Origin of the sequence: Sunxiuqinia rutila, assembly GCF_050589705.1 — a bacterium.
GTDB lineage: Bacteria > Bacteroidota > Bacteroidia > Bacteroidales > Prolixibacteraceae > Sunxiuqinia > Sunxiuqinia rutila.
In genome coordinates, this window is sequence record NZ_JBNGOT010000008.1 from 249,488 (window position 1) to 274,495 (window position 25,008).

Sequence of the window (25,008 nt, forward strand, 5' to 3'; positions counted from 1 at the left end):
ACAGGGCCACACATAAACAAAGAAAACATTCAATCTTACTATAAAATTGACGCATGAAACGCTATTTAAATCCTGAAAAGAGCACATGGGCAGCACTGTTGGAACGCCCGCTGTTTAACGCAGCCAACCTCAGCGAAAAAGTAGGGGCTATTCTGGATGAAATAAAAACAGATGGACTTCCCGCTGTTCAGAAATATACCGAGCAGTTTGACGGAGTAGTCCTTCGCGAGTTTGCTGTAAGCCAAGCTGAAATCGAGGAAGCTGCAACTAATTTGGAGGCTGATTTAAAGGCAGCCATCCAAACCGCTGCACAGAACATTCAGCATTTTCATGCCAGTCAAAAAACAGAAACAAGCAAGATTGAAACAACCAGCGGTGTAGTCTGTTGGCAAAAAGCCGTGGCCATCGAAAAAGTAGGCCTCTACATTCCGGGAGGCTCAGCTCCTCTATTTTCAACGGTTCTTATGTTGGGAATCCCCGCAAAAATTGCTGGATGCCGGGAAATTGTCCTGTGCACTCCACCCGATAAAGAAGGAAAAGTCAATCCGGCCATTCTGTTTGCGGCGCAGCTTGTTGGTGTCACAAAAATTTTCAAACTGGGTGGTGTACAGGCCATCGGTGCCATGGCTTACGGTGCCGGTCCAGTGCCAAAAGTTTCCAAAATATTTGGTCCCGGAAACCAATATGTAATGGCAGCCAAACAGCTGGTCAGCATCAGCGATGTGGCCATCGACATGCCAGCCGGACCATCCGAAGTAGCCGTAATGGCCGACGAAACAGCCAATCCGGCTTTTATCGCTTCCGACCTGCTTTCGCAAGCGGAGCACGGCCCCGACTCACAGGTCGTTTTAGTCACCAACTCCGAAAAGTTGATCAACCAGGTGGAAACCGCATTGCAAGAACAACTGGCACAACTGAGCCGCATGAGCATTGCCACCAAAGCGCTCGACAACAGTGTTGCCATCGTGTTGAATAACGAAAATGAAATGATTGAGCTCATCAATGAATATGCGCCAGAGCACCTCATCATTTCGATGAATAACTATTTAGACGTTGCTGAAAAAATTGTGAATGCTGGTTCTGTTTTCCTGGGCAACTACACCCCCGAAAGCGCGGGCGATTATGCGTCAGGAACCAACCACACCCTGCCAACCAACGGCTGGGCACGCTCATTTAGCGGAGTAAACCTTGACAGCTTCATCCGGAAAATCACCTTTCAGGAAGTAAGCCGGGAAGGTATTTTGAACCTGGGTCCAGTCATTGAGAAAATGGCTGCTGCCGAACAACTGGACGCGCACAAAAATGCGGTAACACTAAGATTGAAAACGTTAGAAGACAATGAGAAACAATAGAAGATAATTATTTCCCATCGTCTCCAAATTCAATACAACATGAACTTACAACAACTCATACGAAAGAATATTCAAGCGCTAAAACCCTACTCTTCGGCTCGTGACGAGTACACCGGTGAAGCCATGGTTTTTCTTGATGCCAATGAAAATCCGTTCAATGCTCCTTATAACCGTTACCCCGATCCGCTTCAGCGCGAAGTGAAGGAGAAAATTGCCAGACTGAAAAACTGTGCGGCCGATCAAATCTTTTTGGGTAATGGCAGCGATGAACCCATTGACCTGCTGTTCCGCGCATTTTGCGAACCGGGACAGGATAATATTGTGACTATCGATCCCACATACGGCATGTACCAGGTGGCGGCCGACATTAACAATATTGAAGTACGCCGGGTAAAATTGAATGACGATTATAGCTTTTCGGCCGATGCCTTGCTGAAGGAAACGGATGCCAATACCAAGCTTATTTTTGTTTGCTCCCCCAACAACCCCACCGGCAACCTGCTCGACAAAAATGAAATGACCAAACTCATTCAAGGCTTTTCCGGCTTGGTGGTGGTTGATGAAGCTTACATTGATTTTGCTCCCGGAGCCAGTTTGCTGTCCGAACTCAACCAGCATCCGAACCTGGTTATTTTACAAACCTTCTCCAAAGCCTGGGGAATGGCGGGCATTCGACTAGGGATGGCTTTTGCCAGCGAAGAAATTATCCGCATTTTCAACAAAATAAAATACCCTTACAACATCAATATCCTGACCCAGCAAAAGGCGCTGGAACTGATGGAACAGGAAAGTGATAAAAACCAGTGGGTCGAATCGTTGATTCAGGAACGCGCAAAACTGGCCGAACAACTCAGCAATTTCCCGTTTGTTGTAAAGGTGTTCCCTTCAGATGCCAACTTCCTGCTGGTGAAAATGCATGATGCTCGTGGCATTTACAATTATTTGGTTGAAAATGGCATTATTGTGCGCGACCGCTCCAAAGTGGTATTGTGCAATGAAAGCCTGCGAATCACGGTTGGTTCGCCCGAAGAGAACCAGATCTTAATGGATAAATTAAACGAATTGATATAAATCACGAATAATTCATTATTCGATTTTCAAATTGATTACACACTATGAAAAAGGCTTTATTCATCGACCGGGACGGAACATTGATCCGTGAGCCGGAGGACGAGCAAATTGACTCGCTGGAGAAACTGGAGTTTATCCCCGGTGTTTTTCGTAACCTTTACTTTGTAGCTAAAAACCTCGACTACGAACTGGTTATGGTGACCAACCAGGATGGCCTGGGAACAGACTCATTTCCGGAAGACACCTTTTGGCCCGCTCACAATAAGATGCTAAAGGCTTTTGAAAACGAAGGAATCACTTTCGATGCCATTTTAATCGACCGCAGTTTCCCCGAGGATAATGCGCCTACACGCAAACCACGCACCGGACTGATGGGAAAATACATGGACGGAAGCTACGATTTAGCCAACAGTTTTGTCATTGGCGACCGGTTGACCGACATTGAACTGGCTAAAAACCTAGGAGCCAAAGGCATTTTAATCAATGATGGTTCACTGACCAATGAGTTGCAGAACCAACAGTTAGAATCATTTTGCGTGCTCACAACCACCAGTTGGGATGATATTTATGCCACCGTGGCTGCTCCCGAGCGCACCGCCCGCGTTCAACGCGATACCAAGGAAACAAAAATCAACATCGAGTTGGATCTTGACGGAACCGGCAAAGGAAATATCAGCACCGGGCTGGGATTTTTCGATCATATGCTCGACCAAATTGCCCGGCACTCCGGCGTTGACTTAACCATTCAGGTTGATGGAGACTTGCACGTTGATGAACACCACACCATTGAAGATACCGGCCTGGCCTTAGGCGAAGCGTTTAAACTGGCTTTGGGCGATAAACGCGGTGTGGAGCGCTATGGCTATTGCCTGCCTATGGATGACTGCCTGACGCAGGTCGCCATCGATTTTGGTGGCCGCCCCTGGATGGTTTGGGATGCAGAATTCAAGCGGGAGAAAGTAGGCGACATGCCGACTGAAATGTTCTTTCACTTTTTTAAATCCTTCTCCGACACCTCCTTGTCCAACCTAAACATCAAGGCAGAAGGCGACAATGAGCACCATAAAATTGAAGGCATTTTTAAAGCCCTGGCTCGAGCCATCAAAATGGCTATTCGCAAAGATGTGTTTAACTTTGAACTTCCGTCAACCAAAGGAACCCTTTAGTTCTTTTGGACCGGAAATGAATTTTAGTAAAAAATACGACCAAGCATTCCGGCCAATCCCCCGGAGTCTTTGAGTCAAACGAAATAAACAATGAAAAGCATAAAACCGCTCCGTGAGAAGAAAAACACGGCTATTTTACTGATTCACTGTCCTGACAAACAGGGAATATTAGCAACGGTTACCGAATTTCTGAACAAGAATAACGGCAACATCATCAACCTCGACCAGCATGTGGACCGGGTAGAAAAGATTTTTTACATGCGGGTAGAATGGGAATTGAATGACTTTGCCATCCCGGCCGATAAAATCGCTGAATATTTCGACACCCTGATTGGATCCAAGCTGGAAATGAACTGGAAAATTTACTTTTCAGAAGATGTGCCACGCATGGCCATTTTTGTTTCTAAAATGTCGCACTGCCTGTTCGATATTCTATCGCGCTACACAGCCGGAGAGTGGGATGTTGAAATTCCTGTCATCATTAGCAACCACGAAACCATGCGGCCTGTAGCTGAGCGTTTCGGTATCGATTATCATTACATTCCGATTACAGCTGAAAACAAAGCCGAGCAGGAAGCACTGGAGCTGCAGTTGCTGCAGGACTATAAAATTGACTTCATCGTATTGGCCCGTTACATGCAAATTTTGTCGAAAGATATGGTGGCGCAGTATCCCAACCGGATTATCAACATTCACCATTCATTTTTGCCGGCCTTTGCCGGAGCCAAGCCCTACCACGCCGCACATGCCCGTGGCGTAAAACTAATTGGTGCCACCAGCCACTACGTGACCAGCGACTTGGATGCCGGCCCGATCATTGACCAAGGCGTAACCCGCTGCAGTCATGTTGACACCGTCAAAAGCCTGATTCGCAAAGGACGTGATCTGGAGAAAATTGTACTTTCCAATGCCGTTTTCAAGCACCTGCAACGAAAAATACTCGTATACAACAACCGAACGGTCGTTTTTCATTAAAAACATTCAACATGAAACTATTCACTTTTATCCTATTGATGAGTACATTGACCATTTCCACACAGGCACAAGTGGTGCAAAAAGAAATTCCGGCTGACTACGGATACATCGTTAAAATTGGGCAACAAGCTCCTGATTTCACAACGGTTTCTGCCGAAGGAAGAACCGTTCGCCTTTCCGATTTCAAAGGAAAGGTAGTTATGCTGCAATTTACAGCAAGCTGGTGTGGCGTTTGCCGAAAAGAAATGCCACATATTGAAAAAGACATCTGGCAAAAGCATAAGAACAAGGAGGATTTTGCCTTATTCGGAATCGACTTGGATGAACCCCTGGAAAAAGTGCAAAAGTTCGCTGATCAAATTCCGGTAAGCTATCCTCTACTGCTCGATCCTGAAGGTAAAATCTTCTACAGCTATGCTGAAAAAGGAGCTGGCGTAACCCGCAATGTCATCATCGACAGGGAGGGTAAAATTGTATACATGACCCGGCTTTACAAAGAAGAGGAGTTTAACGAGATGAAAGCTGTAATTGATAAACTGTTAAAATAGTACAAAAGTACCACGTACATCAGTTCATCCGTTCACCTATAAAATAGTTAACATGAAGACTTACCGTGAATTTATTGCTTGGCAAAAGGCCATGTTTTTTGTGACTGATGTATACAAAACAACGCTTACTTTTCCGCGAGAGGAATTGTTTGGATTGACCTCGCAAATCCGTAGGGCAGCCACATCCATTCCAAGCAATCTTGCAGAAGGTTTTGGAAGAAAAGGCAATAACGAATTTATCCGTTATATCCGAATTTCAATTGGCTCTCTCTATGAATGCCAAACACAACTTGAAATATCAAAAAACATAGGTTATTTAAACTTATCGGATTTCGAACTCATGTACCAGCAAACAAAAGAGATCGAAGCACTGCTTCGAGGATTAGAGAAAAAACTAATGGAATAATTCTGAGTACTTATGTGCTCATGTACTTATGCACTAAAAACATATGAACATCGTCATTATCAAATACAACGCCGGAAACATCGAGTCGGTCAGCAACGCTTTGTTACGCTTGGGTATTCAGGCGGAAATTACCGGGGACCATGAAAAAATACGGGCAGCCGATAAAGTCATTTTTCCCGGTGTGGGTGAAGCCAGCACCACCATGGCTTTTTTGAAAAAAGAAAGACTGGACTTGCTTATTCCTTCGCTCAAACAACCCGTACTGGGTATCTGTCTGGGGTTGCAGCTCATGTGCAGCCATTCGGAAGAAGGCAATACGCCCTGCCTGGGCATTTTTGAAGAAAAGGTAAAGCGGTTTACTCCTAAGCCTGGTATGGAATATATCACCAAAGTTCCGCACATGGGATGGAACACCATCAGCAACTTGAAAAGTGATTTATTCGACCAATCCCTCGACCAACAGTTTGTCTATTTCGTGCATTCGTATTATGCCACGGTTGGGGAGCACACAGCGGCGGAAACGAATTACATCAATCCATTCAGTGCTGCTTTACACAAGGACAATTTTTACGCCACCCAGTTTCATCCAGAAAAGAGTGGCCCTGTTGGTGCCAGAATATTAGAGAACTTTTTGAATTTGTAAAAAAAGTGCATAAGTGCCTGTGTACATAAGTACATGAGCAAAATTAAACTCCTTATGTACGCATGAACTTTGTACCTATGAACAACAAGATAACCATCATCCCCGCCATTGACCTGATTGACGCCAAGTGCGTGCGACTTTCACAAGGCGATTACAACCAGAAAACGGTTTATAACGAAAATCCATTGGAAGTAGCCAAAATGTTTGAAGATGCCGGTATTACCCGCTTACATTTGGTTGATTTGGATGGCGCCAAAGCCCAGCACATAGTAAACTACAAGGTATTGGAAATCATTGCCGGAAAAACCAACCTGGTTGTTGATTTTGGTGGTGGACTAAAATCTGACGAAGACCTTAAAATTGCATTTGAAAGCGGCGCTCAAATGGTTACCGGCGGGAGTATTGCTGTTAAAAATCGCGAGACTTTTTTAAGCTGGATCGAAAATTACGGTGCCGGAAAAATTATTTTGGGAGCCGACGCTAAAGACAAAAAAATTGCCGTCAGTGGCTGGCAGGAAGTTTCCGAATTATCCATTCTTGATTTCATTGCAAGTTACACCAGCCAAGGCATTCAAAAAGTAATCTCGACCGATATTGCCCGCGATGGCATGCTTACCGGCCCCAGCATTGACTTATACAAAGAAATCATGGCGCAGTTTGAAGGGCTGGAACTGATTGCCAGCGGCGGAATTGCCACCATGAAAGACATTCACGAACTAGATGAAATGGGCGTTCCCGGGGTAATTACCGGAAAAGCGATTTATGAGAACAAGATTAGCCTGAAAGAAATTAGCAAATTTATCTCAGCGTAATTTCCGTTGAACTTGAAACTGTAAACTCAAACATGTTAGCAAAACGAATCATACCATGCCTGGATATTAAAGACGGTCAGACCGTAAAAGGCGTGAACTTTGTCAATATTCAATCGGTAGGCGACCCGGTAGAACTGGGTGCGTTGTACGCAGAACAAGGAGCCGACGAACTGGTTTTCCTCGACATCACAGCCACCCACGAAGGACGTAAAACCTTTGTGGAGCTTGTGAAACGCATTGCTCGCGAGATAAATATCCCATTCACCGTTGGAGGTGGAATCAGCGAGATTAAAGATGCCGAAGCCTTGCTGAGTGCCGGAGCCGACAAAGTCAGCATTAATTCCTCCGCAGTCCGCAACCCACAACTGATTAACGACTTGGCAAAGAACTTCGGAACCCAGTTTGTGGTGGTAGCCATCGATGCCAAAAACTACGAAAACCATTGGACCGTAACCGTTAATGGCGGCCGCATACCGACCGACAAAGAACTGTTTAGCTGGGCCAAAGAAGCCGAAGACCGGGGGGCGGGAGAAATCCTGTTCACCTCGATGAATCATGATGGCACCAAAGCGGGTTTTGCCAACGACGAACTGGCCCGAATGGCTGACATGCTAAAAATTCCAATCATCGCCTCGGGTGGTGCCGGCAATATGGATCACTTTGTCGATGTGTTCACCAAAGGGAAAGCCGATGCCGGATTGGCGGCCAGCATTTTTCACTACAAGGAAATTGCGATTCCCGATTTGAAAGCCTACCTACGGGACAAAGGCATTGCGGTAAGATCATAAATTCAGACGACAGAAAAAATAAGAACGACAACATGAATAAAGCATTAGATTTTTCAAAACAAAACGGCCTGATCCCGGCCATCATTCAGGATGACAAAACCAGCAAAGTACTGATGCTGGGATTTATGAATGAAGAAGCACTGGCAAAAACCGAAGAAACCGGTAAAGTAACCTTTTTCAGCCGTACCAAAAACCGGCTGTGGACCAAAGGCGAAGAAAGTGGAAACTTTCTGAATGTGGTGTCCATGGCTTCGGATTGCGATAACGACACGCTGCTGATTAAAGTAGATCCGGTTGGCCCTGTTTGCCATACGGGCAGCGACACCTGCTGGAACGAAACCAACGAGCCGGATGATTTGGCCTTTCTGAAGCACCTGCAGGACTTCATTGACAAACGTAAGGAAGAAATGCCCGAAGGATCGTACACCACCTCCTTGTTTACCAAAGGAACCCGCACCATTACTCAGAAAGTTGGCGAGGAAGCCGTTGAAACCATCATTGGAGCCATGGCCAACGACGATGAAAACTTTCTGTACGAAGGCGCCGACTTGTTGTATCACCTCATCGTGCTGCTTACGCACAAAGGTTACCGCATTGAAGATTTGGCACGCGAGCTAAAGAAAAGGCACAAATAAAGCTGACTGCCCGTGAGCAGTAAATGCATCCGGAATTGTTAACGATTGCAAAGGTCTGGTGAAAAAGCGTTAAGCTTCAAACCACCAAACGGCCTATTTTCTATCTTCGCACGTTTACTAGTTTAGAAAACATGCATCGAATAGTGATTATCTTTCTGCTAGCCAATTTACTTTGGCTGCCCAACAAACAAGCAGAAGCACAAAATAAAGCCCCAAAAGTCAGGTACAACTACCTGACTTTTCTTCCTGAAAATTACGACAGCTTGAAGAACCAACTGCTTCCTGTCATTTTTTACCTGCACGGACGTTCCGTTTCCGGCACCAACATCAACCGGGTTAAACAATACGGGCTCCCCTACTTTCTGGATAAAGGCAAAAAACTTGATTTTATTGTTGTAGCTCCCCAGTGTCCCTGGGGAAAGAACTGGGCCAGCGAAAACTGGTTCGACACCATTTATGCTGAAATCAACGCGCAATACCGCATTGACTCCACACGCGTTTACCTGACCGGAATGAGCTTGGGTGGTTTTGGCACCTGGGAACTGGCCAACCGTTATCCGCATAAGTTTGCAGCCATTGCTCCGCTTTGCGGTGGCGCCAAAGATGAATGGGCCGACCACCTGACTCATCTCCCCATTTGGGTGTTTCACGGCGCTAAGGATAAGCAGGTCCCTGTTTCCCGTTCCGACCGCATGGTTAAGGCCCTTGAAAAACGGGAGGCTCCCGTTACCTACAGCCGGTTGGCCGGAAAAGGACATGACATTCACCGGGTTTACAATGATGACCGTCTCTACGAATGGTTTTCACAATTTACCCTTCGTCCTTTAAACCAAGCCGGCAATGTGCCAACTAAGATCAAGCCAATTCAGCTGGCTGAAATACCGCTTCCGGGACGACAGGCCATTGAATTAAAACTGCACGAAGATTTTCCTTCGGAAGACCTTTAATTGGCATCCGGACAAACGGTTTTTTATGCTAACTTGAACTCCTAATTCTGGATAAGCAGAGTAGCTATATGAGTCGGAACAAACCCAACATTCTAGTCATTGTCAATCCAAATGCCGGCAAGCGCAAAACACGTCAGTTACGGCGAAAACTTGAAGCCCGTCAGGAAAACATAACGATACGGGAAACAACTTATCCCCGGCACAGCGTTCAAATTATTCAGGAAGAATTTGACCGTCACGATGTTTTTGTTGCCGTTGGAGGAGATGGTACGGTGAATGAAATGGCAACGGCCCTCTTGGGTAGCGATAAAAAGCTGGCCGTTTACCCGGCAGGATCAGGCAATGGCTTTGCCCGTGAATTTGGCTTCAACAAAAACCTGAACCAGTTAATGGCGGCTATTGCAAGCGGCAAAAACCTGACAACCGATGCCATGCTTATAAATGGGCAGGTCAGCATGCATGTGTCCGGCGTTGGCTACGACGGTGAGGTCGCTCATGATTTTGCCAAACTCCCTGGGCGTGGCTTTTGGAATTACCTGTTCAGCTCCATCCGTGTCTTTTGGCAATACAACCCCATACAGGCAAGCATTGAACTGGAGAATGAAACCATCAACGGCCGTTTTTTCATGATCAACCTAGCCAATACGGCCCAGTTTGGCTACGGTGCCCGTATCGCTTCGCAAGCCAATCCGACCGACGGACTCCTTGAACTCGTTTTGGTCCGCCCCATGTCCCTGTGGGCATTCGTGCTTTTTTCGTTGCGCCTTTTTCTCGGAACACTCAAAAGCTCTGAACACCTAAGCTACCGATCTACTGCCGGTCCCATTACCCTAAAAACTTCAGCCAGGCAGTTTCACCGGGATGGTGACCCCATTTTATTGGAAAGCCCGGTGAAAATTGAAATCAGCACACAAAAAATCAAGGTTGCAGACACTGGAAATACCAAGTTTTGCAACAATAGCAAAAGCAGCGAAAAATCCGTTTAGTCCATTATTTATGGCTTGAAATACCCAAAGCAATAATTTCATTTTCAGGAATTAAACCAATTCGGAAATTCCTTGTTAAGTTACCGTCAATTAATTGAATGAGGAGCAGCAAAAAGCCGAAAATCGATTAACTTTGCGCCTCAATTTTGGAGACTATATGCAGAAGATTAGAAACATCGCGATTATCGCACACGTTGACCACGGCAAAACGACCTTGGTGGACAAGTTAATTTACCATTGTACAGCCATCAAAGACCACGAGAAAAAGAATGAGCTGATTCTCGACAACAATGACCTGGAACGTGAGCGCGGAATCACCATCCTGGCCAAAAACGTTTCGGTTGATTATCAAGGTACAAAAATCAATATCATTGATACCCCGGGTCACTCCGACTTTGGAGGAGAAGTAGAGCGGGTACTCAACATGGCTGATGGCGTTTTGCTGTTGGCTGATGCTTTTGAAGGCACCATGCCTCAAACGCGTTTCGTACTTTCCAAAGCTTTGGCCCTGGGCCTGAAGCCAATTGTTGTGATCAACAAAGTCGATAAACCAAACTGCCGTCCGGAGGAAGTTCACGAGCAAGTGTTCGACCTGATGTTTAGTTTGGATGCTACCGAAGAACAGCTCGACTTCCCGACCATTTACGGATCGGCCAAAGAGGGCTGGATGACCGCTAACCTGAGTGACAAAACAGATAATATTGGACCGTTACTCGATGCGATTATCGAATACATCCCTGCCCCAAAACCCAATCCCGGAACCCCACAGATGCTAATCACTTCATTGGATTATTCATCCTATGTTGGTCGGATTGCCATTGGACGCGTTCATCGTGGCGAGCTGAAAGAAGGCATGCAAGTAGCCTTAGGCAAACGCGATGGTTCAATCAAACGAACAAAAATTAAAGAATTACACGTATTCACCGGGCTGGGGCGCCAAAAGGTGGAGCAAGTCAGCAATGGCGATATTTGTGCCTTGGTCGGTATTGAAGGATTCGATATTGGCGATTCCATTTGCGATATCGACAACCCGGAACCACTGGACCCAATTGCGGTGGACGAGCCTACCATGAGCATGGTGTTTACCAACAACGATTCTCCTTTCTTCGGAAAAGAAGGAAAATTTGTTACTTCACGCCACTTACACGACCGCTTGTATAAAGAGCTGGAGAAAAACCTGGCACTGCGTGTTGAAAAAAGCGCATCAGCCGATGTATTTACCGTTTATGGCCGTGGCGTACTTCACTTGTCGGTATTGATTGAAACCATGCGTCGCGAAGGCTACGAACTACAAGTTGGCCAGCCACAGGTGTTGTACAAGGAAATTGGCGGGGTTAAATGTGAACCCATTGAAGAAATGCACGTCGATGTGCCGGACGAATATTCAGGTAAAGTCGTTGAGATGGTTTCAGTTCGCAAAGGCGAAATGCAAAACATGGAACGCAAAGGCGACCGGATTCACCTGGAATTCCTGATCCCTTCGCGTGGAATTATCGGTTTAAGAACCAACATGCTAACCGCTACGGCTGGTGAAGCTGTAATGACTCACCGCTTCATCGAATACCAACCGCTGAAAGGCGAAATAGAAGGACGCAAAAACGGTTCGTTGATTGCCAAGGAACCCGGAACAACCTTCGCTTATGCGCTGAACAAACTCCAGGACCGCGGACGTTTCTTTATCCCACCAGGCGAAGAAGTTTACGAAGGTATGGTAATTGGCGAAAACACCCGTGCCGATGACCTGACGATCAACGTCACCCAATCGAAAAAGCTAACGAACATGCGTGCTTCCGGATCGGACGAAAAAACCAAGCTGGCTCCTCCGATTCAATTTAGCCTGGAAGAGGCACTGGAATACATCGGAAAGGATGAATACCTGGAAGTTACTCCCAAATCGTTGCGTATGCGTAAAATTTTGCTGCGCGAAGCAGAACGGAAACGTGGCTCGAAGATCAATTACTAGTCAGAAATGCAAATCACCAGATGACTGAAGGTCATTGGATGAACTAAAATAAAGAAGCTCCCCGGTAAAGTCATTTATCGGGGAGTCTTCATTTTAAGCCTCTAGCTTTTGGGAAAGTTCCCGGGCTAATATGCTTTTAAGTACGTATTTTCTTTCTCCCTGGCTAACCCACAAAGGGATCCCCATTAATAAAGCATAAGTTCTTTTCAACAAATAAACACACTCAAATTACTCACTCAACATATTCTACAACATACTTCTCGTTATAAATAGGTTATGCATTTTTTTTGAGCTGGTTTTGTCGTAACTTTTTTCTCGATGTTCAGTAATATTCTAACCAAAAATTCAACGCAACATGGAAGAGAAAACAACATGCTCCACTGCCAATGCAACACTACTGGCCTGCATGAAAATCGCTCAATCATTCAGCGAGAACATCTACGAACTTTCCCTTATTCGAAATGACTGGAATCAGGCCTATGCCGATGAGCTCCGGTCCAGAATAAAATCGGCTAAAGAAAAATACCTGCCTGCCGATAACTATGACAAACATGCTGACATGCAGAAGTATGTACACGAACTGATGCTTTCTTCGTTGAGAAACGTAGCCCTGCTTCGCGCCTTGATCAAAGTTGACTTCAAGGACAATAAGAAATTTCAGAAATCTATTTTTGAAGCACTTGGCTATAACGATTATTTCAGCGAAGCTAAAAACGGGGATTACCAAAGCCTTTATTACTTACTGAAAGTGGTGCATAAAAACCTGACACCCGGATTGAAGGAAACATTAATCAGCAAATCGATTCCGTTAAGCCTGGTGGACCGGATTCTGCACTTTGACGATCAACTGCGTGAATTCAATTCCTGCTTCGATTGGATTGCCGATTCTGAGCAAATCAGCGAGGAAGGCAAGGAAGTAGTCAACCGCATTTTCTCTGAAGTAAAAGACATTTGCCGGGTAACCACGGCCTACTATTTGTTTGAACCGCTCAAGCGTGACCAGTTTTGCTTTTTCAGGGTGATGTTCGGACTACAAGAAACAGTTCCTCAAACCCACTAAAAATGGCAAAAAAGAATCCCGAAAGTCGTGTGCTTTCGGGATTCTTTTTGTTGCTATTATTCGATCATCCCAATCAGGCTAAACGGAGAACCATTGCTGGCAAAGGTTCCTGAAAGGGCTGAGTGCTTTATTCTTCGTCAGCCTCTTCAGACTGTTCATTTTCCTCAACGGCCGACTCGCCTTCAAATTCCTCATTCACAACAGGCTCTTCAACAACAGGCTCTTCCGTTTGAATCGGTTTTAAGTGCGGGGGAAGCGGTTCATTCACCTCATCTTTGAAGTAAGGAAACACATCCACAATGGGACTTAAGTTCATGGCTGAAATTTGAATGGGAACCAAAATATAGGAAAGATCCTCTTCCAGACGTAGCAGAGCTTGTTTGAAGTCATCTGCAGCAACCAAAAAGTAGTTGTTAATTTTCTTTTCCTTGCCAGCTTTCTCGTCAATGGTAACAATACCGATTTTGGCTTTGAACCAGTATTCGCCATCTTCGTGAGGAAAGATTTCAATAACGTTCGATTTTTTGATATTGTCGATGTAAAACTCGCCTCCGCGAACCAGCTGCTGCATTTGCTCAATCATCCGCGCTTCAGCATCAGTAAACGAAACGGCATCTACCAGGTAGGCTTCCGACACTTTCCGTTCGCGTCCATCCTGATCAACTTTCACATATTTAACTTTGCATTCAAACCAAGTCTGCATAACTTTTCATTCTTTAAAATTGAAATGCAAAGATATTCTCTTCAAGGATTTATAAGGGATTTTTCAAAAATAGTTTTTCACAAATATGAAAGAACTCCCAATTCGGGCAGGTCTTCATTTCAAAGTCCGGCAAGTCATGTCCAATTAAATTTCACAAAGAAGTTTAATTAACTATATTCGTAAAAGAGTCAAAAAAAAAACCAAGCATCAGCACCAGATACAAGCACATTAAAATTAGTAACTAAATACTATCAATTTATGCTTATTGGACTCTTAAAAGAGGGAGATTCGGAAAACCGGGTAGCCCTTTTACCTGAAATGGTTTCTGCTTTAAGCCAGCGCAAAGTGACGGTTTATATAGAAACCGGGGCTGGTGAGTCTGCATTGGCCAGTGATGCAGCTTACAAAGACGCTGGAGCCACGATTGCCTCCCGCGAAGAAGTATTGGCAAAAACCGATTTTCTGATTGGGATTCATCCTCCCGACAAGTCATTGATTGAATCCTTTCGAAAAGAGCAAATTTGGCTCAGTCAGTACAATCCCCTCTGGAATACTGATTTGGTGAACCAGTTTGTGTCGAAAAAGATGACCACGTTCAGCATGGACATGATTCCCCGAAGTACGCAAGGACAGTCCATGGACGTATTGTCATCGCAAGCTACCGTGGCAGGCTACAAGGCTGTACTAGATGCGGCAAACCTCCTGCCCACTTTTTTCCCGATGTTTATGACTGCTGCCGGCACCATCCGTCCAGCCACTGTTTTGGTACTCGGAGCCGGAGTTGCAGGCCTGCAGGCCATTGCCACCGCTAAGCGATTGGGGGCGCAGGTACAGGCTTTCGATGTGCGCTCAGCCGTCAAGGAAGAAGTTATGAGCCTAGGGGCTAAGTTTGTTGAAGTGGAAGGTGCCAAAGAAGATGCCGCTGCCGGAGGATATGCTGTGGAACAAACCGAAGAATTTAAACAAAAACAACAGCAGGCCATCAACGATCATGCGGCCAAAGCCAATGTGGTAATTTGCACCGCTCAAATCCCGGGACGTAAAGCTCCACTGCTACTTCCTGAAGATGCCGTTGCCGCCATGAAACCGGGCGCTGTCATTATCGATTTGGCTGCATCAACCGGAGGCAACTGTGCGCTTAGCCAAGACAATAAAACAGTGATAAAACATGGCGTAACCATTATCGGGCAATCCAACTACCCTTCGTTATTGCCTGCCGATGCCAGTAAAATGTTTGGTAAAAACATCCTCAACTTCCTGGAATTGCTTTTTAACGAGGAAGGTGCGTTCAGCCTCAACTTTGACGATGTCATCATCAAAGGAACTTGCATCACACACGAAGGCGCCATCATCAACGAACGCGTCCAAGCCGTTATTCACTCCTAAAATTCAACATAATGGATCAATTATTAATTTTTTTCTATACCTACAAAGAGGCGATCTTTATCATCGCACTTTCTATTTTCCTGGGCATTGAGGTGATTTCCAATGTTCCTGCCGTTCTCCATACCCCCCTCATGTCGGGAGCCAACGCCATCAGTGGTGTCATCATCATTGGTGGAATTATTCTGGTTGGCCATGCCGATGCCAGCACAATCAATACCGAATTGATATTGGGAATCCTGGCTGTCATCTTTGGAACCCTCAATGTGGTTGGCGGTTTTGTGGTGACCGACCGCATGCTGGAAATGTTTAAAAAGAAGAAGAAATAGGAGGCGCTCATGGATAAAGTATTAGGAACTTATAACGGAATGGAATTTACGGTAGGAGGAACACTCCTCGAATTAAGCTACCTGGTAGCCGCACTGCTGTTTGTGCTGGGACTAAAACTGCTAAGTCATCCGGAAACGGCACGGCGCGGAAACTTTTATGCCGGAGGCGGCATGGTGCTGGCCATGCTAACCACTTTGCTGTTGCACAAAAATGCCAACGGCAGCGGTATCCAACCCGCCAATGTCTGGATTATCCTGGCGGCCATTGGCGTAGGCTCAACCGTTGGCTGGATCATTGCTCGAAAAATAAAAATGACAGCCATGCCTCAACTGGTTTCTTTTTACAACGCTACCGGAGGAGCTGCTTCGGCCTTGGTGGCTCTGCTCGAATTTCCAAATGCCGATATGAGCAACTGGGGATCGGTACTGGTAACCCTATTGGGCCTCATCATTGGGAGCGTTGCCTTTAGTGGAAGTATGATCGCTTATGGCAAGCTCGATGGCAAAGTGAAAGATATTCGTGCCGGCTACATGAGCTACGTAAACTTAATCCTCCTTGCCGGAACCTTTGCACTGGCCTTCTTCATATTACTTTCAGGACAAACACCGGCTCAGCTCAACTGGGCCATCTACCTGCTTTTCTTTGTGTCATTGCTTTATGGGGTTTTGTTTGTCATGCCGATTGGCGGAGCCGATATGCCGGTTGTTATTTCACTCCTGAACAGTTTTACCGGAATTGCAGCAGCAATGGCTGGCTTTATTTACAACAACCAGGCAATGATTCTTGGGGGTATTTTGGTAGGTGCTGCCGGAAGTATTTTAACCTTGCTCATGTGTAAAGCCATGAACCGCTCCTTGCTGAATGTTATTATCGGAGCCTTTGGCGGAGCAAATGCAGCAACAGCTGGCGCCGAAGGAACCATGAAGGAAATGACGCTTAGCGACGCCTCTGTTTTGCTGGCCTACTCGCGCAGTGTTGTTATTATTCCCGGCTACGGACTGGCAGTTGCTCAGGCCCAGCATGTTTGCCACGAGCTGGATGAATTGCTGGCATCCAAAGGAGTAAACGTTCGCTATGCCATTCACCCGGTAGCCGGTCGCATGCCCGGACACATGAATGTATTGCTAGCCGAAGCAGATGTTCCCTATGACCAGCTGGTTGAAATGGCGGACATCAACCCGGATATGCCAAGCACGGATGTAAGCATTGTCATTGGCGCCAATGATGTGGTTAACCCTGCAGCCATCAACGATGCGTCCAGCCCGATTGCCGGCATGCCGATCATCAAGGCACACGAATCAAAAAATATCATTGTGATGAAACGGGGACGCGGGAAAGGCTATGCAGGCATTGAAAACAGTTTGTTTTTCGATGATAAAACACGCCTGCTGTTTGGAGATGCCAAAAGCACGCTTCAGAAACTCGTCAACGAAATAAAAGATTTATAAGACTTTCGGTCATTCAAGGAAGGCTGCTCTAAAAGAAAAGAGCAGCTTTTTTTTTACCCCAACAATTCATTCCTACACTACACGTTTCATTTATTAACGCATTGTTCATGAAAAAAAAATGAAAACAATGTTCCTGTCAGCTTGTTGTTCAATTTGTAGTTTTTTAAAAGCGACAACAAAACTCAGAACCCCTTACAACAAGGAACAAGCAATAAAAATTAGACAAAACAATGAATATTGACTCTCGCCACCATTCATCTTTATTCTCGCTATTTCTGAATCAACAATACCAGGCAACAAACAGAAAAACGGCTACAGAAAGCCATCGAACACCTCAATTTTGTCTCTATACGAACAACTATTTAATTCATGGTCTTCCCTTGATAAATTAAGTGCTGGATTCAATCCAATAGACAACTAAAACACTCATTTAAAACATAATCAGACAGAGCACATTCAACCAGGCTCCGTCCTCAACTTAAAGGCAAAAACAAATTATGGCATTCATTACTTTAGACACCCAAAAGCTAAAGAAAAACTACGATTACCTCGAAAAACTTTTATCCGATAACGGCATCACATGGGCAGTCGTTTCCAAACTACTCTGTGGCAACAAGCGCTATCTGGAGGAAGTGATCAATCTTGGTGTTAAGCAACTTTGTGACTCCCGGGTTTCAAACCTGAAAATGATTAAGTCCATATCCGATGAAATTGAGACCATCTACATAAAACCACCACCGAAGCACTCCATCGACAAAATTGTCAGGTATGCCGATATCAGTTTCAATACTGAAATTGAAACCATCACCCGCTTATCCAAAGAAGCCCAAAAACAGGACAAAATCCATAAGGTCATCATTATGATTGAGACCGGCGAGCTACGGGAAGGCGTTTTACAGGAAGATTTTCTTGACTTTTACGATGCCGTCTTCAAGCTGCCCAATATTGAAGTGGTTGGCATTGGCACCAATTTAACGTGTATGTACGGCATTTTGCCAAGTCACGACAAACTAGTCCAGCTTTGCCTGTATGAGCAACTGATTGAAGCGAAGTTCAACAAAGAAATTGAATATGTTTCGGGGGGAGCCTCCGTTACTGTGCCTCTAATATTCCAGGGACTACTGCCCAAAGGCATTAACCACTTTCGAATTGGTGAAACCTTTTTCCTGGGAACAGATGTGTATAACAATGTGACCTTCGACCAAATGGAAAACGATACTTTTCAGCTGTACGCCGAAATCATCGAACTGACCGAAAAACGCATGCGTCCCATTGGCGAGCTGGGTAAAAACCTGCTGGGCGAAACCGTTATTTTTGAAGATACCGACCAGGCAGCAACTTCACATCGTGCATTAATTGATTTAGGCTTGCTGGACATTGATGAAAACCATATCAAGCTTAAAAATAGAAATCACAAGATCGTCGGAGCCTCATCGGACATGCTTGTGGTAGACCTTGGTAAGAATGAGGAAAATTACCAGGTCGGATCTCTTCTCGAATTTGAAATGGATTATATGGGTGTTTTAAGAATCATGAATTCGAAATATATTGAAAAACGAATCAAAGCCGAATAAGCCTTTCAACCAAGGCTGCAACATCGCCTTGGAAGGCAAGAGCGGTATTTTTATCACTTCAAAAAAGCAAAACTGTTAACAAACACCTATTTTTAGGATTTACGGATATTTATTGACTTTATTCATGATATTCGCTCATAATCATTCAGAAGCACCGATCTAGAAAAAGAAAGGAATCCGTTTTTTGACTTATTCCTTAGGATTACTAAAAGTTCAAGCCACTTTCAGCTACCTATTAAATCTTGATAAGCTGATTTTTAAGCGCATAGATAATCACTTCAATAATATTCCGGGAGCCTGTTTTTTCCATAAGGCTTGCCCGATGACTTTCGACGGTCCGGCCTGAAATGCATAGTTCTTCAGCAATATTCTTGATTGGCATGCCCTTGCAGGAGAGTTTCAGAACTTCAAGCTCCCTACTAGAGAATTCCACCTCAGCTGTAACAGTACTGTGGCCATAGTCTATGCCCACAGTACGCCCTCCTCCCGAACCAAACTCCTTTTGAAGCCGCAAAACAACAGGATCCGACAAGCTAATGTCCTCTTCTTCAAGAATAGTCACCAATTGCTCAAACGCTACATGTCCGACCTTTTCGCTTCTCCTCATCGGCATGAGCAAGCCGGTTAATAAGGAGAAACCATTGTATTTGATACTAGGAGCAACATAAAGGACAAACTTCTCCTGAATACCCAAAGCCGAAAGAATCGTTACCTCTTCTTGAAAGTTACTTAGCAAACCATTCATGCATTGATTAATTCGATCCTCAATCCGTGCAAAGTTTGTTTTTCCAACCAAATCGCTAAACGGAGTGTCTGTCAGAGCTGACTCTCGAATCCCCACCATCCGGTTAAAGGCATGATTGGACTCATAGATAGTTACCCCATCAAAAAGGAAAATACCATTAGGCGAATAATCAACAAAAGCCTGATACTTGCTTCGTCCCAGGTTAACCAGGTATTCATATTTCTCTAAGCGCGTTTTAATGGAAGCAAGCAAGGTGTCATTTCTAAAAGGTTTAACCAAATAGTCGTCAGCCCCTAACTCCAAGCCTAATCGTATTTCATCTAAGCCCGATTTGCCGGTAATAAAAATGAAAGGAATCCTCTTTGTCAAATTACTTTCTTTTAAAATATTACACACCTGGTAACCATCAATTGGGGCCATTTTAATATCACATAAGATCAAATCCGGACCGTACTCGTAGGCCTTTTGAATTCCTTCACCTCCAGAGCCCGCAATAACAGCCTCATAACCATTGCCTTTCAGTACATTTCGCAAGGTTTTAGAAAAGGCTTTATTATCATCAATAACAAGAATCTTTTTTACAGCCATGTCCAGGTAATCAAAGTATTTATTTATCTACCGACGGGGTGGCTTTACCATCTATCTTTTTATGTATATTACTCTCTTTATCAGGGACTTCAAATTACAACATCTTAAACAATTTTTCGTTCTTTTTCTCGATTTATTTCCAGAACGACTCATTTAAAGCCTCCAATACTCTTCCGACAAATGAACAGCCTCCTGAGCTCACAATACTTTTACGATAATCACATCCTTTTATATTATACTGAACACATGTTAATATAAATCGCTAAATCACACAATCCGTATTTTTCCTGAATTTCAAGCAACACACTTTCCGTAAAAGTCCTTATTGAATCCGACAGGGGATTGTTGGAAATTTGATAGTCGAGCTTGAGTAGTAAATAAATACCGGGGATAATAAATTTTATCGTGCGATCAACCCTTGCTTATTATCATAACATTGTACATTTCTCCCCGAAAAGGTCCTTACAGACAAGACGATGAAAAATAAAACAGTGTAAAACAACAAGTCATATTCTTTCTGAAACAGAGAGCACTTTTACAATAATCAAACATAAACTAAAACAATAAAGTATGAAGAAACTAATTTATCTTTTAACAATGATGCTATCCATAAGCATGGCAATGGCGCAGAACAGTTCAACCGTTACCCAAAACGGTCCTAACAATGATGCTTCTGTTGAACAAACAGGAACCAATAGTTCGGTTATTCTTCAAACATCCATCGCAACTGGCAATGAAGCAACTGTAAAACAAAATGGCGGAGGAGCAGGAGCAAACTCGAGCGACATTGAACAAGAAGGAGGAACCGGAGGGAAACAACAGGCATTTGTAGATCAGGATGGATCTCTCAACATTGCTATCCAAAAGCAACTTGCTCCATGGCCCGGATATGATATGGCCAAAATAGACCAAACAGGAACAGGCAATAAGGGTGAGCAATATCAAAAAGCCTATAACAACACGGCAGAATTGATTCAAGACGGCACATCCAATACCTCCTTGCAAGACCAAACCAATAGTGGCGATCCCAAATGGAATACTTCAAAAGTAGAGCAATACAACTCAAACAACGCCTCTACGACCATTCAGGGGGGAACCAATCAATACGTAAAAGTATATCAGGAAGGTGATGGCAACAGCTCGTTTGTCACTCAGGCAGGCGGAGGCTGGAATGGCGGCGGACACAACGCCGAAGTTACCCAGCTGGGGAATGACAATGACGCAAGCGTTGCTCAGTCTGGAGCTGCAAATAATGTTGATGATGACAATAAAGCATACCTTCTGCAAGATGGTAACGGAAATACAGCCACCCTCGCCCAAGATGGAATGGGAAATAAAATTGATGCTGGTGATGATGGCTATTTGAATAACGCGCAACATGGGGATTATCATACGCTAACAGCAAACCAAATAGGCAATGAAAATTACCTCTACTACAACACGGGAAATGGGTCGGAACTCAATGAGGCTACCGTCAATCAGTTAGGCTATGATGACAATGCACAAGTTCTCCAATGGGGCTCCAACGGTTCAGCCACGGTATACCAGGTTGGAATTAACGGAGTGTATCCTTATAATGGCGACAACAACACGGCTGTAATAACACAATGGGGTTTGAATCAAACATCAAGCATTAGCCAAACAGGGCAAAACCATACAGCCAGCACCTACCAACAGAACAGTGGCAACACTGCCGAAATAATCCAAGCAGGAGAGATTTTCGATGGATCAAATGAGCGGTACTCTTCCGGATGGCCAGGAGCTCCATTTAACAATCAGGCAAGAGCCAAACAGTACGGCAATGACAACGAGCTATCGATAACGCAAACCGGAACAGTAAACAATGGATTTATTGACGAAGACGGAAACGAAAATGAAGCAGACCTGCTGCAAGACGGAGAAGACAACTGGGCCCTTATCGATATCCTGGGCAATACGAACGTTGGAATGGCATCGAGCACCGGCAACTTTAACACGATCAACTTAGACATTACAGGCAACTCAAATGGATTTGACATTAGTCAAACCGGCAATGGAAACCTCTCTGACAATTCGGTTGTCGGCAATGCTAATTCAGTAAATGTTACACAGAATTAAATAATTATTTTTCTATTAACTTAAAAATTAGAGGCATGAAAAGGTTTAGTTTATTTTTTGCACTTGTGTTTGCCGTTAGCATGACAATGGCACAGCATGTATCAACAGTTATGGAAGATGGCGATGGAAACAGCGCTAATATCACCCAAGGCTTTGACGGAAGCGGGACTTCGTTGGATGGCAATATGTCATATGTCGATCAACTTGGAGACAACAACGATGCCGTGGTTACCCAGTACAATAATGGATATGGCGGACAAGCCCACAACTCTGAAATTTTCCAAACAGGAGATGACAACGCCGCTTCAGTAGAACAGCAAAACGCAACAGGTGATGCCTACATCAACCAAATAGGTGATGGAAATGAAGCTAATATTCTCGAAGTTGGAAACTTTGACACTCCTGCACCAGCAGCCGGTATTGCTCCTTATGATGCATATGCCACTCAAGAAGGAGATGGGAACACAGTCAATATGAGCATTTTTGGCGATGGAGCTTCTGCTGTTGCTATACAAAAAGGAGATGCCAACATTATCTATCAGGAACTTGGTCAGGATGTTGGAAACAAAGTGTTTAAATCCAGTGCTTATGCCAACCAAATGGGAAACTCAAACGAAGCAGTGCAAATCATGGAAGGACAAGGTTTTGCTGGAGGAATTGTCATCCAGTTTGAACGAGAAAGAATCTGGCAAACCGGAGACAACAACTATGCTCACCAACTACAGACTGATGACATACTTCCTGGCGGTATTAACTACGCAGAAGTTAAACAAACCGGGGATTGGAATGAGTCATGGCAAACTCAGTCAGGCATGAACAATGATTCTCGAGTTACTCAAAATGGCGACTCGAACTGGTCTGTCACAACACAATCTGGCAATGACAATATTGTTGTAGTCCAACAGAACTAAAACGCAATACCTGCCACCATCTCTCCTATCTGGAAAAAGGCGAGTCCTTGAATCCTTATTTGATGGTTTTAATCCCCAGCCTTCGGGCTGGGGTATTACACACTTAAGCTTTTGCCAAATGAAACAACTAGTAGTCATTCTTATTTCAATGTTTTTCGCTTCTGCCGGGCATGCACAAATCAGCATTCAACAGATTGCCCCGTCCGGACTCGAAAGTTTTCAAGGATTAATAGGGACAGGCCAGGATAAGTCCAATATTGCTGAATTGATACAAGCCGGCGATAACAACCAGGCATCCATCAGTCAAACACGGGAAAACCAATTACTTACCGGCAACCAGACTTATGGATACCAGGAAGGGACCCAAAACAGCATGAATTTTATACAGGAAGGAAATAACAATACCTTACTAAGTTTTCAGATGAACTACTTAAGCACTCTGTGGAGTAGTTCAGGCAATGCTGACTATAGCAATCTGTTATCGGAAATGCTGGCAATAAACACTTCCTTTTCCATGGAAACTGCACAAGCTGAAAACAACTCAATAAGCAGCAAACAAATGGGGCAATACAATGGACTAATCACCTTACAAGCCGGTAAAGACAATCAGATATACACAACCCAAACGGGGGTGAAAAATTACCTGTTGATAAGCCAGATAGGACAAGGACATTTGGTTCAGGATTTCTCGCAGCAAAATCAATCCGCTGGATTTTTGGTTGAAACAATCGCTCAAAACGGCAGCAACAATATGCTGGAAGTTACCAGTGCCAGCAGTAGCCAGCTCTACGGAAACCACTATTCGCAAACAGGAGAAAATCTCTCTCTGCAAGTAAATAGTAGTTTTTTATCCACTACAGGAGGAATGGAAGTCACCCAAACCGGTCAAGATATGAAAGTGATTATTGACCAATCCTATTTCCCGACCCCCTAAAGATCAGGCAATGATTCTGATTATAACCATATTATCCCTCTTCTCCCTAACGAATAACGTCAGTCAGGCCGATTCGACAACCAGTCAGCCTGCGCCCAAAGTACTGCAGGAACTGTTGGAGAAGATTACGCAAAAAGCAACAGAGGAGACTGAGAATGAAATTGAAATCGAGATCGACGGACTACTCGTCGATAATACGAAAACGAAAATTGGTCGCGACTTTTACGATTTGTTCTATGCAAATTGGGAGCCGCCTGTTGACGCTAAAAACTATACGATAACCATACTGGAAAAACCATTTCGTCTGACTTCAACGCTCATCGTAGTTTCGATAAACGACAATGTTGTTTACCAGGCTATTCTTCAGCCCCGGCAAGAAATTGTCGAGCAACTTTCAGAACAAGCAGCAACCTTAACCTTCAATTATTTGAAAAACTACGAAGAGATCATGCGTCAACTCAATGGAGAAGACCAGGCAGGTACAGGAATATTTTAAAAATTTAAAACCAAAAAATGATGAGGATTCTTTTTAATACACTAATCATTGTATTTTTTTTCGTGGCAGGAAAAACATACGCACAGGATTTTATTTATACACCCAAAAATCCGGCTTTCGGGGGAAATCCCTACAACTTCAGTTGGTTGATGAGTTCTGCACAAGCCCAGAATGACATCACTAAAGATACGGAGGATGCCTATAGTCGTTACAGCTCCGATCCACTGGAAAGTTTCACAGAAAGTCTGAATCGGCAAATTCTAAGTCAGCTGTCCCGACAAATTGTAACCAAGCAATTTGGAGAAGATGCTTTGCAGGCCGGTACCTACACTTTAGGAAACTACCAGATTGAAATCGGTGATCAGGCTAATGGGATCAACATTACCATTTTAGACGCAGCCACAGGCAGTCAAACAACTGTTGAGGTTCCTTACTTTTAAACTGGTT

Annotated in this window: 25 protein-coding genes; 23 read left to right on the forward strand and 2 right to left on the reverse strand. The window is 44.4% G+C overall.

Annotated elements, in window-relative coordinates; all coding sequences use genetic code 11:
• Positions 1 to 53 precede the first annotated feature (53 nt).
• The 14 genes from hisD to ACRD6K_RS12515 all read left to right on the forward strand — a co-directional run bounded on the left by hisD (position 54) and on the right by ACRD6K_RS12515 (position 13,352).
• On the forward strand, positions 54 to 1,352 hold the full coding sequence (gene hisD / locus ACRD6K_RS12450) for a histidinol dehydrogenase (protein ID WP_430973495.1): 1,299 nt from the start codon (positions 54 to 56) through the stop codon (positions 1,350 to 1,352).
• A gap of 39 nt (positions 1,353 to 1,391) precedes the next feature.
• Positions 1,392 to 2,423, forward strand: a complete 1,032-nt coding sequence (gene hisC / locus ACRD6K_RS12455) for a histidinol-phosphate transaminase (RefSeq protein ID WP_430973496.1) — start codon at positions 1,392 to 1,394, stop codon at positions 2,421 to 2,423.
• Positions 2,424 to 2,467: 44 nt separating this feature from the next.
• The gene (gene hisB / locus ACRD6K_RS12460) at positions 2,468 to 3,589 is read left to right on the forward strand and encodes a bifunctional histidinol-phosphatase/imidazoleglycerol-phosphate dehydratase HisB (protein ID WP_430973497.1); all 1,122 of its coding nucleotides are present in this window, start codon (positions 2,468 to 2,470) and stop codon (positions 3,587 to 3,589) included.
• A 90-nt stretch (positions 3,590 to 3,679) separates the two neighbouring features.
• A complete protein-coding gene (gene purU, locus ACRD6K_RS12465) occupies positions 3,680 to 4,564 on the forward strand; it encodes a formyltetrahydrofolate deformylase (protein WP_430973498.1) in 885 nt (294 codons plus the stop codon).
• Positions 4,565 to 4,575: 11 nt separating this feature from the next.
• Entirely contained in the window at positions 4,576 to 5,112 is a 537-nt protein-coding gene (locus ACRD6K_RS12470; RefSeq protein ID WP_430973499.1) for a peroxiredoxin family protein, read from the forward strand.
• A gap of 52 nt (positions 5,113 to 5,164) precedes the next feature.
• Positions 5,165 to 5,518, forward strand: a complete 354-nt coding sequence (locus ACRD6K_RS12475; RefSeq protein ID WP_430973500.1) for a four helix bundle protein — start codon at positions 5,165 to 5,167, stop codon at positions 5,516 to 5,518.
• Between the two features lie 43 nt (positions 5,519 to 5,561).
• The gene (gene hisH / locus ACRD6K_RS12480) at positions 5,562 to 6,161 is read left to right on the forward strand and encodes an imidazole glycerol phosphate synthase subunit HisH (RefSeq protein WP_430973501.1); all 600 of its coding nucleotides are present in this window, start codon (positions 5,562 to 5,564) and stop codon (positions 6,159 to 6,161) included.
• A 77-nt stretch (positions 6,162 to 6,238) separates the two neighbouring features.
• Positions 6,239 to 6,973, forward strand: coding sequence for a 1-(5-phosphoribosyl)-5-[(5-phosphoribosylamino)methylideneamino]imidazole-4-carboxamide isomerase (gene hisA, locus ACRD6K_RS12485; protein ID WP_430973502.1), 735 nt, complete (start codon positions 6,239 to 6,241; stop codon positions 6,971 to 6,973).
• A 32-nt stretch (positions 6,974 to 7,005) separates the two neighbouring features.
• A complete protein-coding gene (hisF, locus tag ACRD6K_RS12490) occupies positions 7,006 to 7,761 on the forward strand; it encodes an imidazole glycerol phosphate synthase subunit HisF (protein ID WP_430973503.1) in 756 nt (251 codons plus the stop codon).
• Positions 7,758 to 8,396, forward strand: a complete 639-nt coding sequence (gene hisIE, locus ACRD6K_RS12495) for a bifunctional phosphoribosyl-AMP cyclohydrolase/phosphoribosyl-ATP diphosphatase HisIE (protein ID WP_430973524.1) — start codon at positions 7,758 to 7,760, stop codon at positions 8,394 to 8,396. Before hisF ends, hisIE begins: the two co-directional genes overlap by 4 nt.
• Positions 8,397 to 8,527: 131 nt before the next feature.
• Positions 8,528 to 9,343 (forward strand): carboxylesterase family protein, encoded by an 816-nt coding sequence (locus tag ACRD6K_RS12500; RefSeq protein ID WP_430973504.1) that lies wholly within the window; start codon positions 8,528 to 8,530, stop codon positions 9,341 to 9,343.
• Positions 9,344 to 9,411: 68 nt separating this feature from the next.
• On the forward strand, positions 9,412 to 10,329 hold the full coding sequence (locus tag ACRD6K_RS12505; protein ID WP_430973505.1) for a diacylglycerol/lipid kinase family protein: 918 nt from the start codon (positions 9,412 to 9,414) through the stop codon (positions 10,327 to 10,329).
• A gap of 157 nt (positions 10,330 to 10,486) precedes the next feature.
• Complete coding sequence (typA, locus tag ACRD6K_RS12510) at positions 10,487 to 12,292, forward strand: translational GTPase TypA (protein ID WP_430973506.1); 1,806 nt, start codon at positions 10,487 to 10,489, stop codon at positions 12,290 to 12,292.
• Positions 12,293 to 12,647: 355 nt separating this feature from the next.
• The gene (locus ACRD6K_RS12515; protein ID WP_430973507.1) at positions 12,648 to 13,352 is read left to right on the forward strand and encodes a hypothetical protein; all 705 of its coding nucleotides are present in this window, start codon (positions 12,648 to 12,650) and stop codon (positions 13,350 to 13,352) included.
• 127 nt (positions 13,353 to 13,479) lie between these two features.
• Here the strand turns inward: ACRD6K_RS12515 and ACRD6K_RS12520 are convergent, their stop codons facing one another.
• On the reverse strand, positions 13,480 to 14,055 hold the full coding sequence (locus ACRD6K_RS12520; RefSeq protein WP_430973508.1) for a DUF4494 domain-containing protein: 576 nt from the start codon (positions 14,053 to 14,055) through the stop codon (positions 13,480 to 13,482).
• Positions 14,056 to 14,313: 258 nt separating this feature from the next.
• Between ACRD6K_RS12520 and ACRD6K_RS12525 the strand changes: the two genes are divergently transcribed.
• The 4 genes from ACRD6K_RS12525 to ACRD6K_RS12540 all read left to right on the forward strand — a co-directional run bounded on the left by ACRD6K_RS12525 (position 14,314) and on the right by ACRD6K_RS12540 (position 18,790).
• A complete protein-coding gene (locus tag ACRD6K_RS12525) occupies positions 14,314 to 15,441 on the forward strand; it encodes an NAD(P) transhydrogenase subunit alpha (RefSeq protein WP_430973509.1) in 1,128 nt (375 codons plus the stop codon).
• 11 nt (positions 15,442 to 15,452) lie between these two features.
• Positions 15,453 to 15,767 (forward strand): NAD(P) transhydrogenase subunit alpha part 2, encoded by a 315-nt coding sequence (locus ACRD6K_RS12530; RefSeq protein ID WP_299579801.1) that lies wholly within the window; start codon positions 15,453 to 15,455, stop codon positions 15,765 to 15,767.
• A gap of 9 nt (positions 15,768 to 15,776) precedes the next feature.
• The gene (locus ACRD6K_RS12535; RefSeq protein ID WP_430973510.1) at positions 15,777 to 17,216 is read left to right on the forward strand and encodes an NAD(P)(+) transhydrogenase (Re/Si-specific) subunit beta; all 1,440 of its coding nucleotides are present in this window, start codon (positions 15,777 to 15,779) and stop codon (positions 17,214 to 17,216) included.
• Positions 17,217 to 17,713: 497 nt separating this feature from the next.
• Positions 17,714 to 18,790 carry an alanine racemase gene (locus ACRD6K_RS12540; protein ID WP_430973511.1) on the forward strand — a complete coding sequence of 359 codons (1,077 nt, stop codon included), beginning with the start codon at positions 17,714 to 17,716 and terminating at the stop codon, positions 18,788 to 18,790.
• Between the two features lie 235 nt (positions 18,791 to 19,025).
• On the opposite strand, the gene ACRD6K_RS12545 is transcribed toward ACRD6K_RS12540, so the two are convergent.
• Positions 19,026 to 20,123, reverse strand: a complete 1,098-nt coding sequence (locus tag ACRD6K_RS12545) for a response regulator (RefSeq protein WP_430973512.1) — start codon at positions 20,121 to 20,123, stop codon at positions 19,026 to 19,028.
• 570 nt (positions 20,124 to 20,693) lie between these two features.
• Between ACRD6K_RS12545 and ACRD6K_RS12550 the strand changes: the two genes are divergently transcribed.
• The 5 genes from ACRD6K_RS12550 (at position 20,694) to ACRD6K_RS12570 (ending at position 25,001) form a co-directional block, all read left to right on the forward strand.
• A complete protein-coding gene (locus tag ACRD6K_RS12550; RefSeq protein WP_430973513.1) occupies positions 20,694 to 22,220 on the forward strand; it encodes a hypothetical protein in 1,527 nt (508 codons plus the stop codon).
• A 35-nt stretch (positions 22,221 to 22,255) separates the two neighbouring features.
• The gene (locus tag ACRD6K_RS12555) at positions 22,256 to 23,131 is read left to right on the forward strand and encodes a hypothetical protein (RefSeq protein ID WP_430973514.1); all 876 of its coding nucleotides are present in this window, start codon (positions 22,256 to 22,258) and stop codon (positions 23,129 to 23,131) included.
• A 118-nt stretch (positions 23,132 to 23,249) separates the two neighbouring features.
• Positions 23,250 to 24,065 (forward strand): hypothetical protein, encoded by an 816-nt coding sequence (locus ACRD6K_RS12560; protein WP_430973515.1) that lies wholly within the window; start codon positions 23,250 to 23,252, stop codon positions 24,063 to 24,065.
• A gap of 10 nt (positions 24,066 to 24,075) precedes the next feature.
• Entirely contained in the window at positions 24,076 to 24,561 is a 486-nt protein-coding gene (locus tag ACRD6K_RS12565; RefSeq protein ID WP_430973516.1) for a CsgE family curli-type amyloid fiber assembly protein, read from the forward strand.
• A gap of 17 nt (positions 24,562 to 24,578) precedes the next feature.
• A complete protein-coding gene (locus ACRD6K_RS12570) occupies positions 24,579 to 25,001 on the forward strand; it encodes a curli production assembly/transport component CsgF (RefSeq protein ID WP_430973517.1) in 423 nt (140 codons plus the stop codon).
• The last annotated feature ends 7 nt before the right edge of the window (positions 25,002 to 25,008 follow it).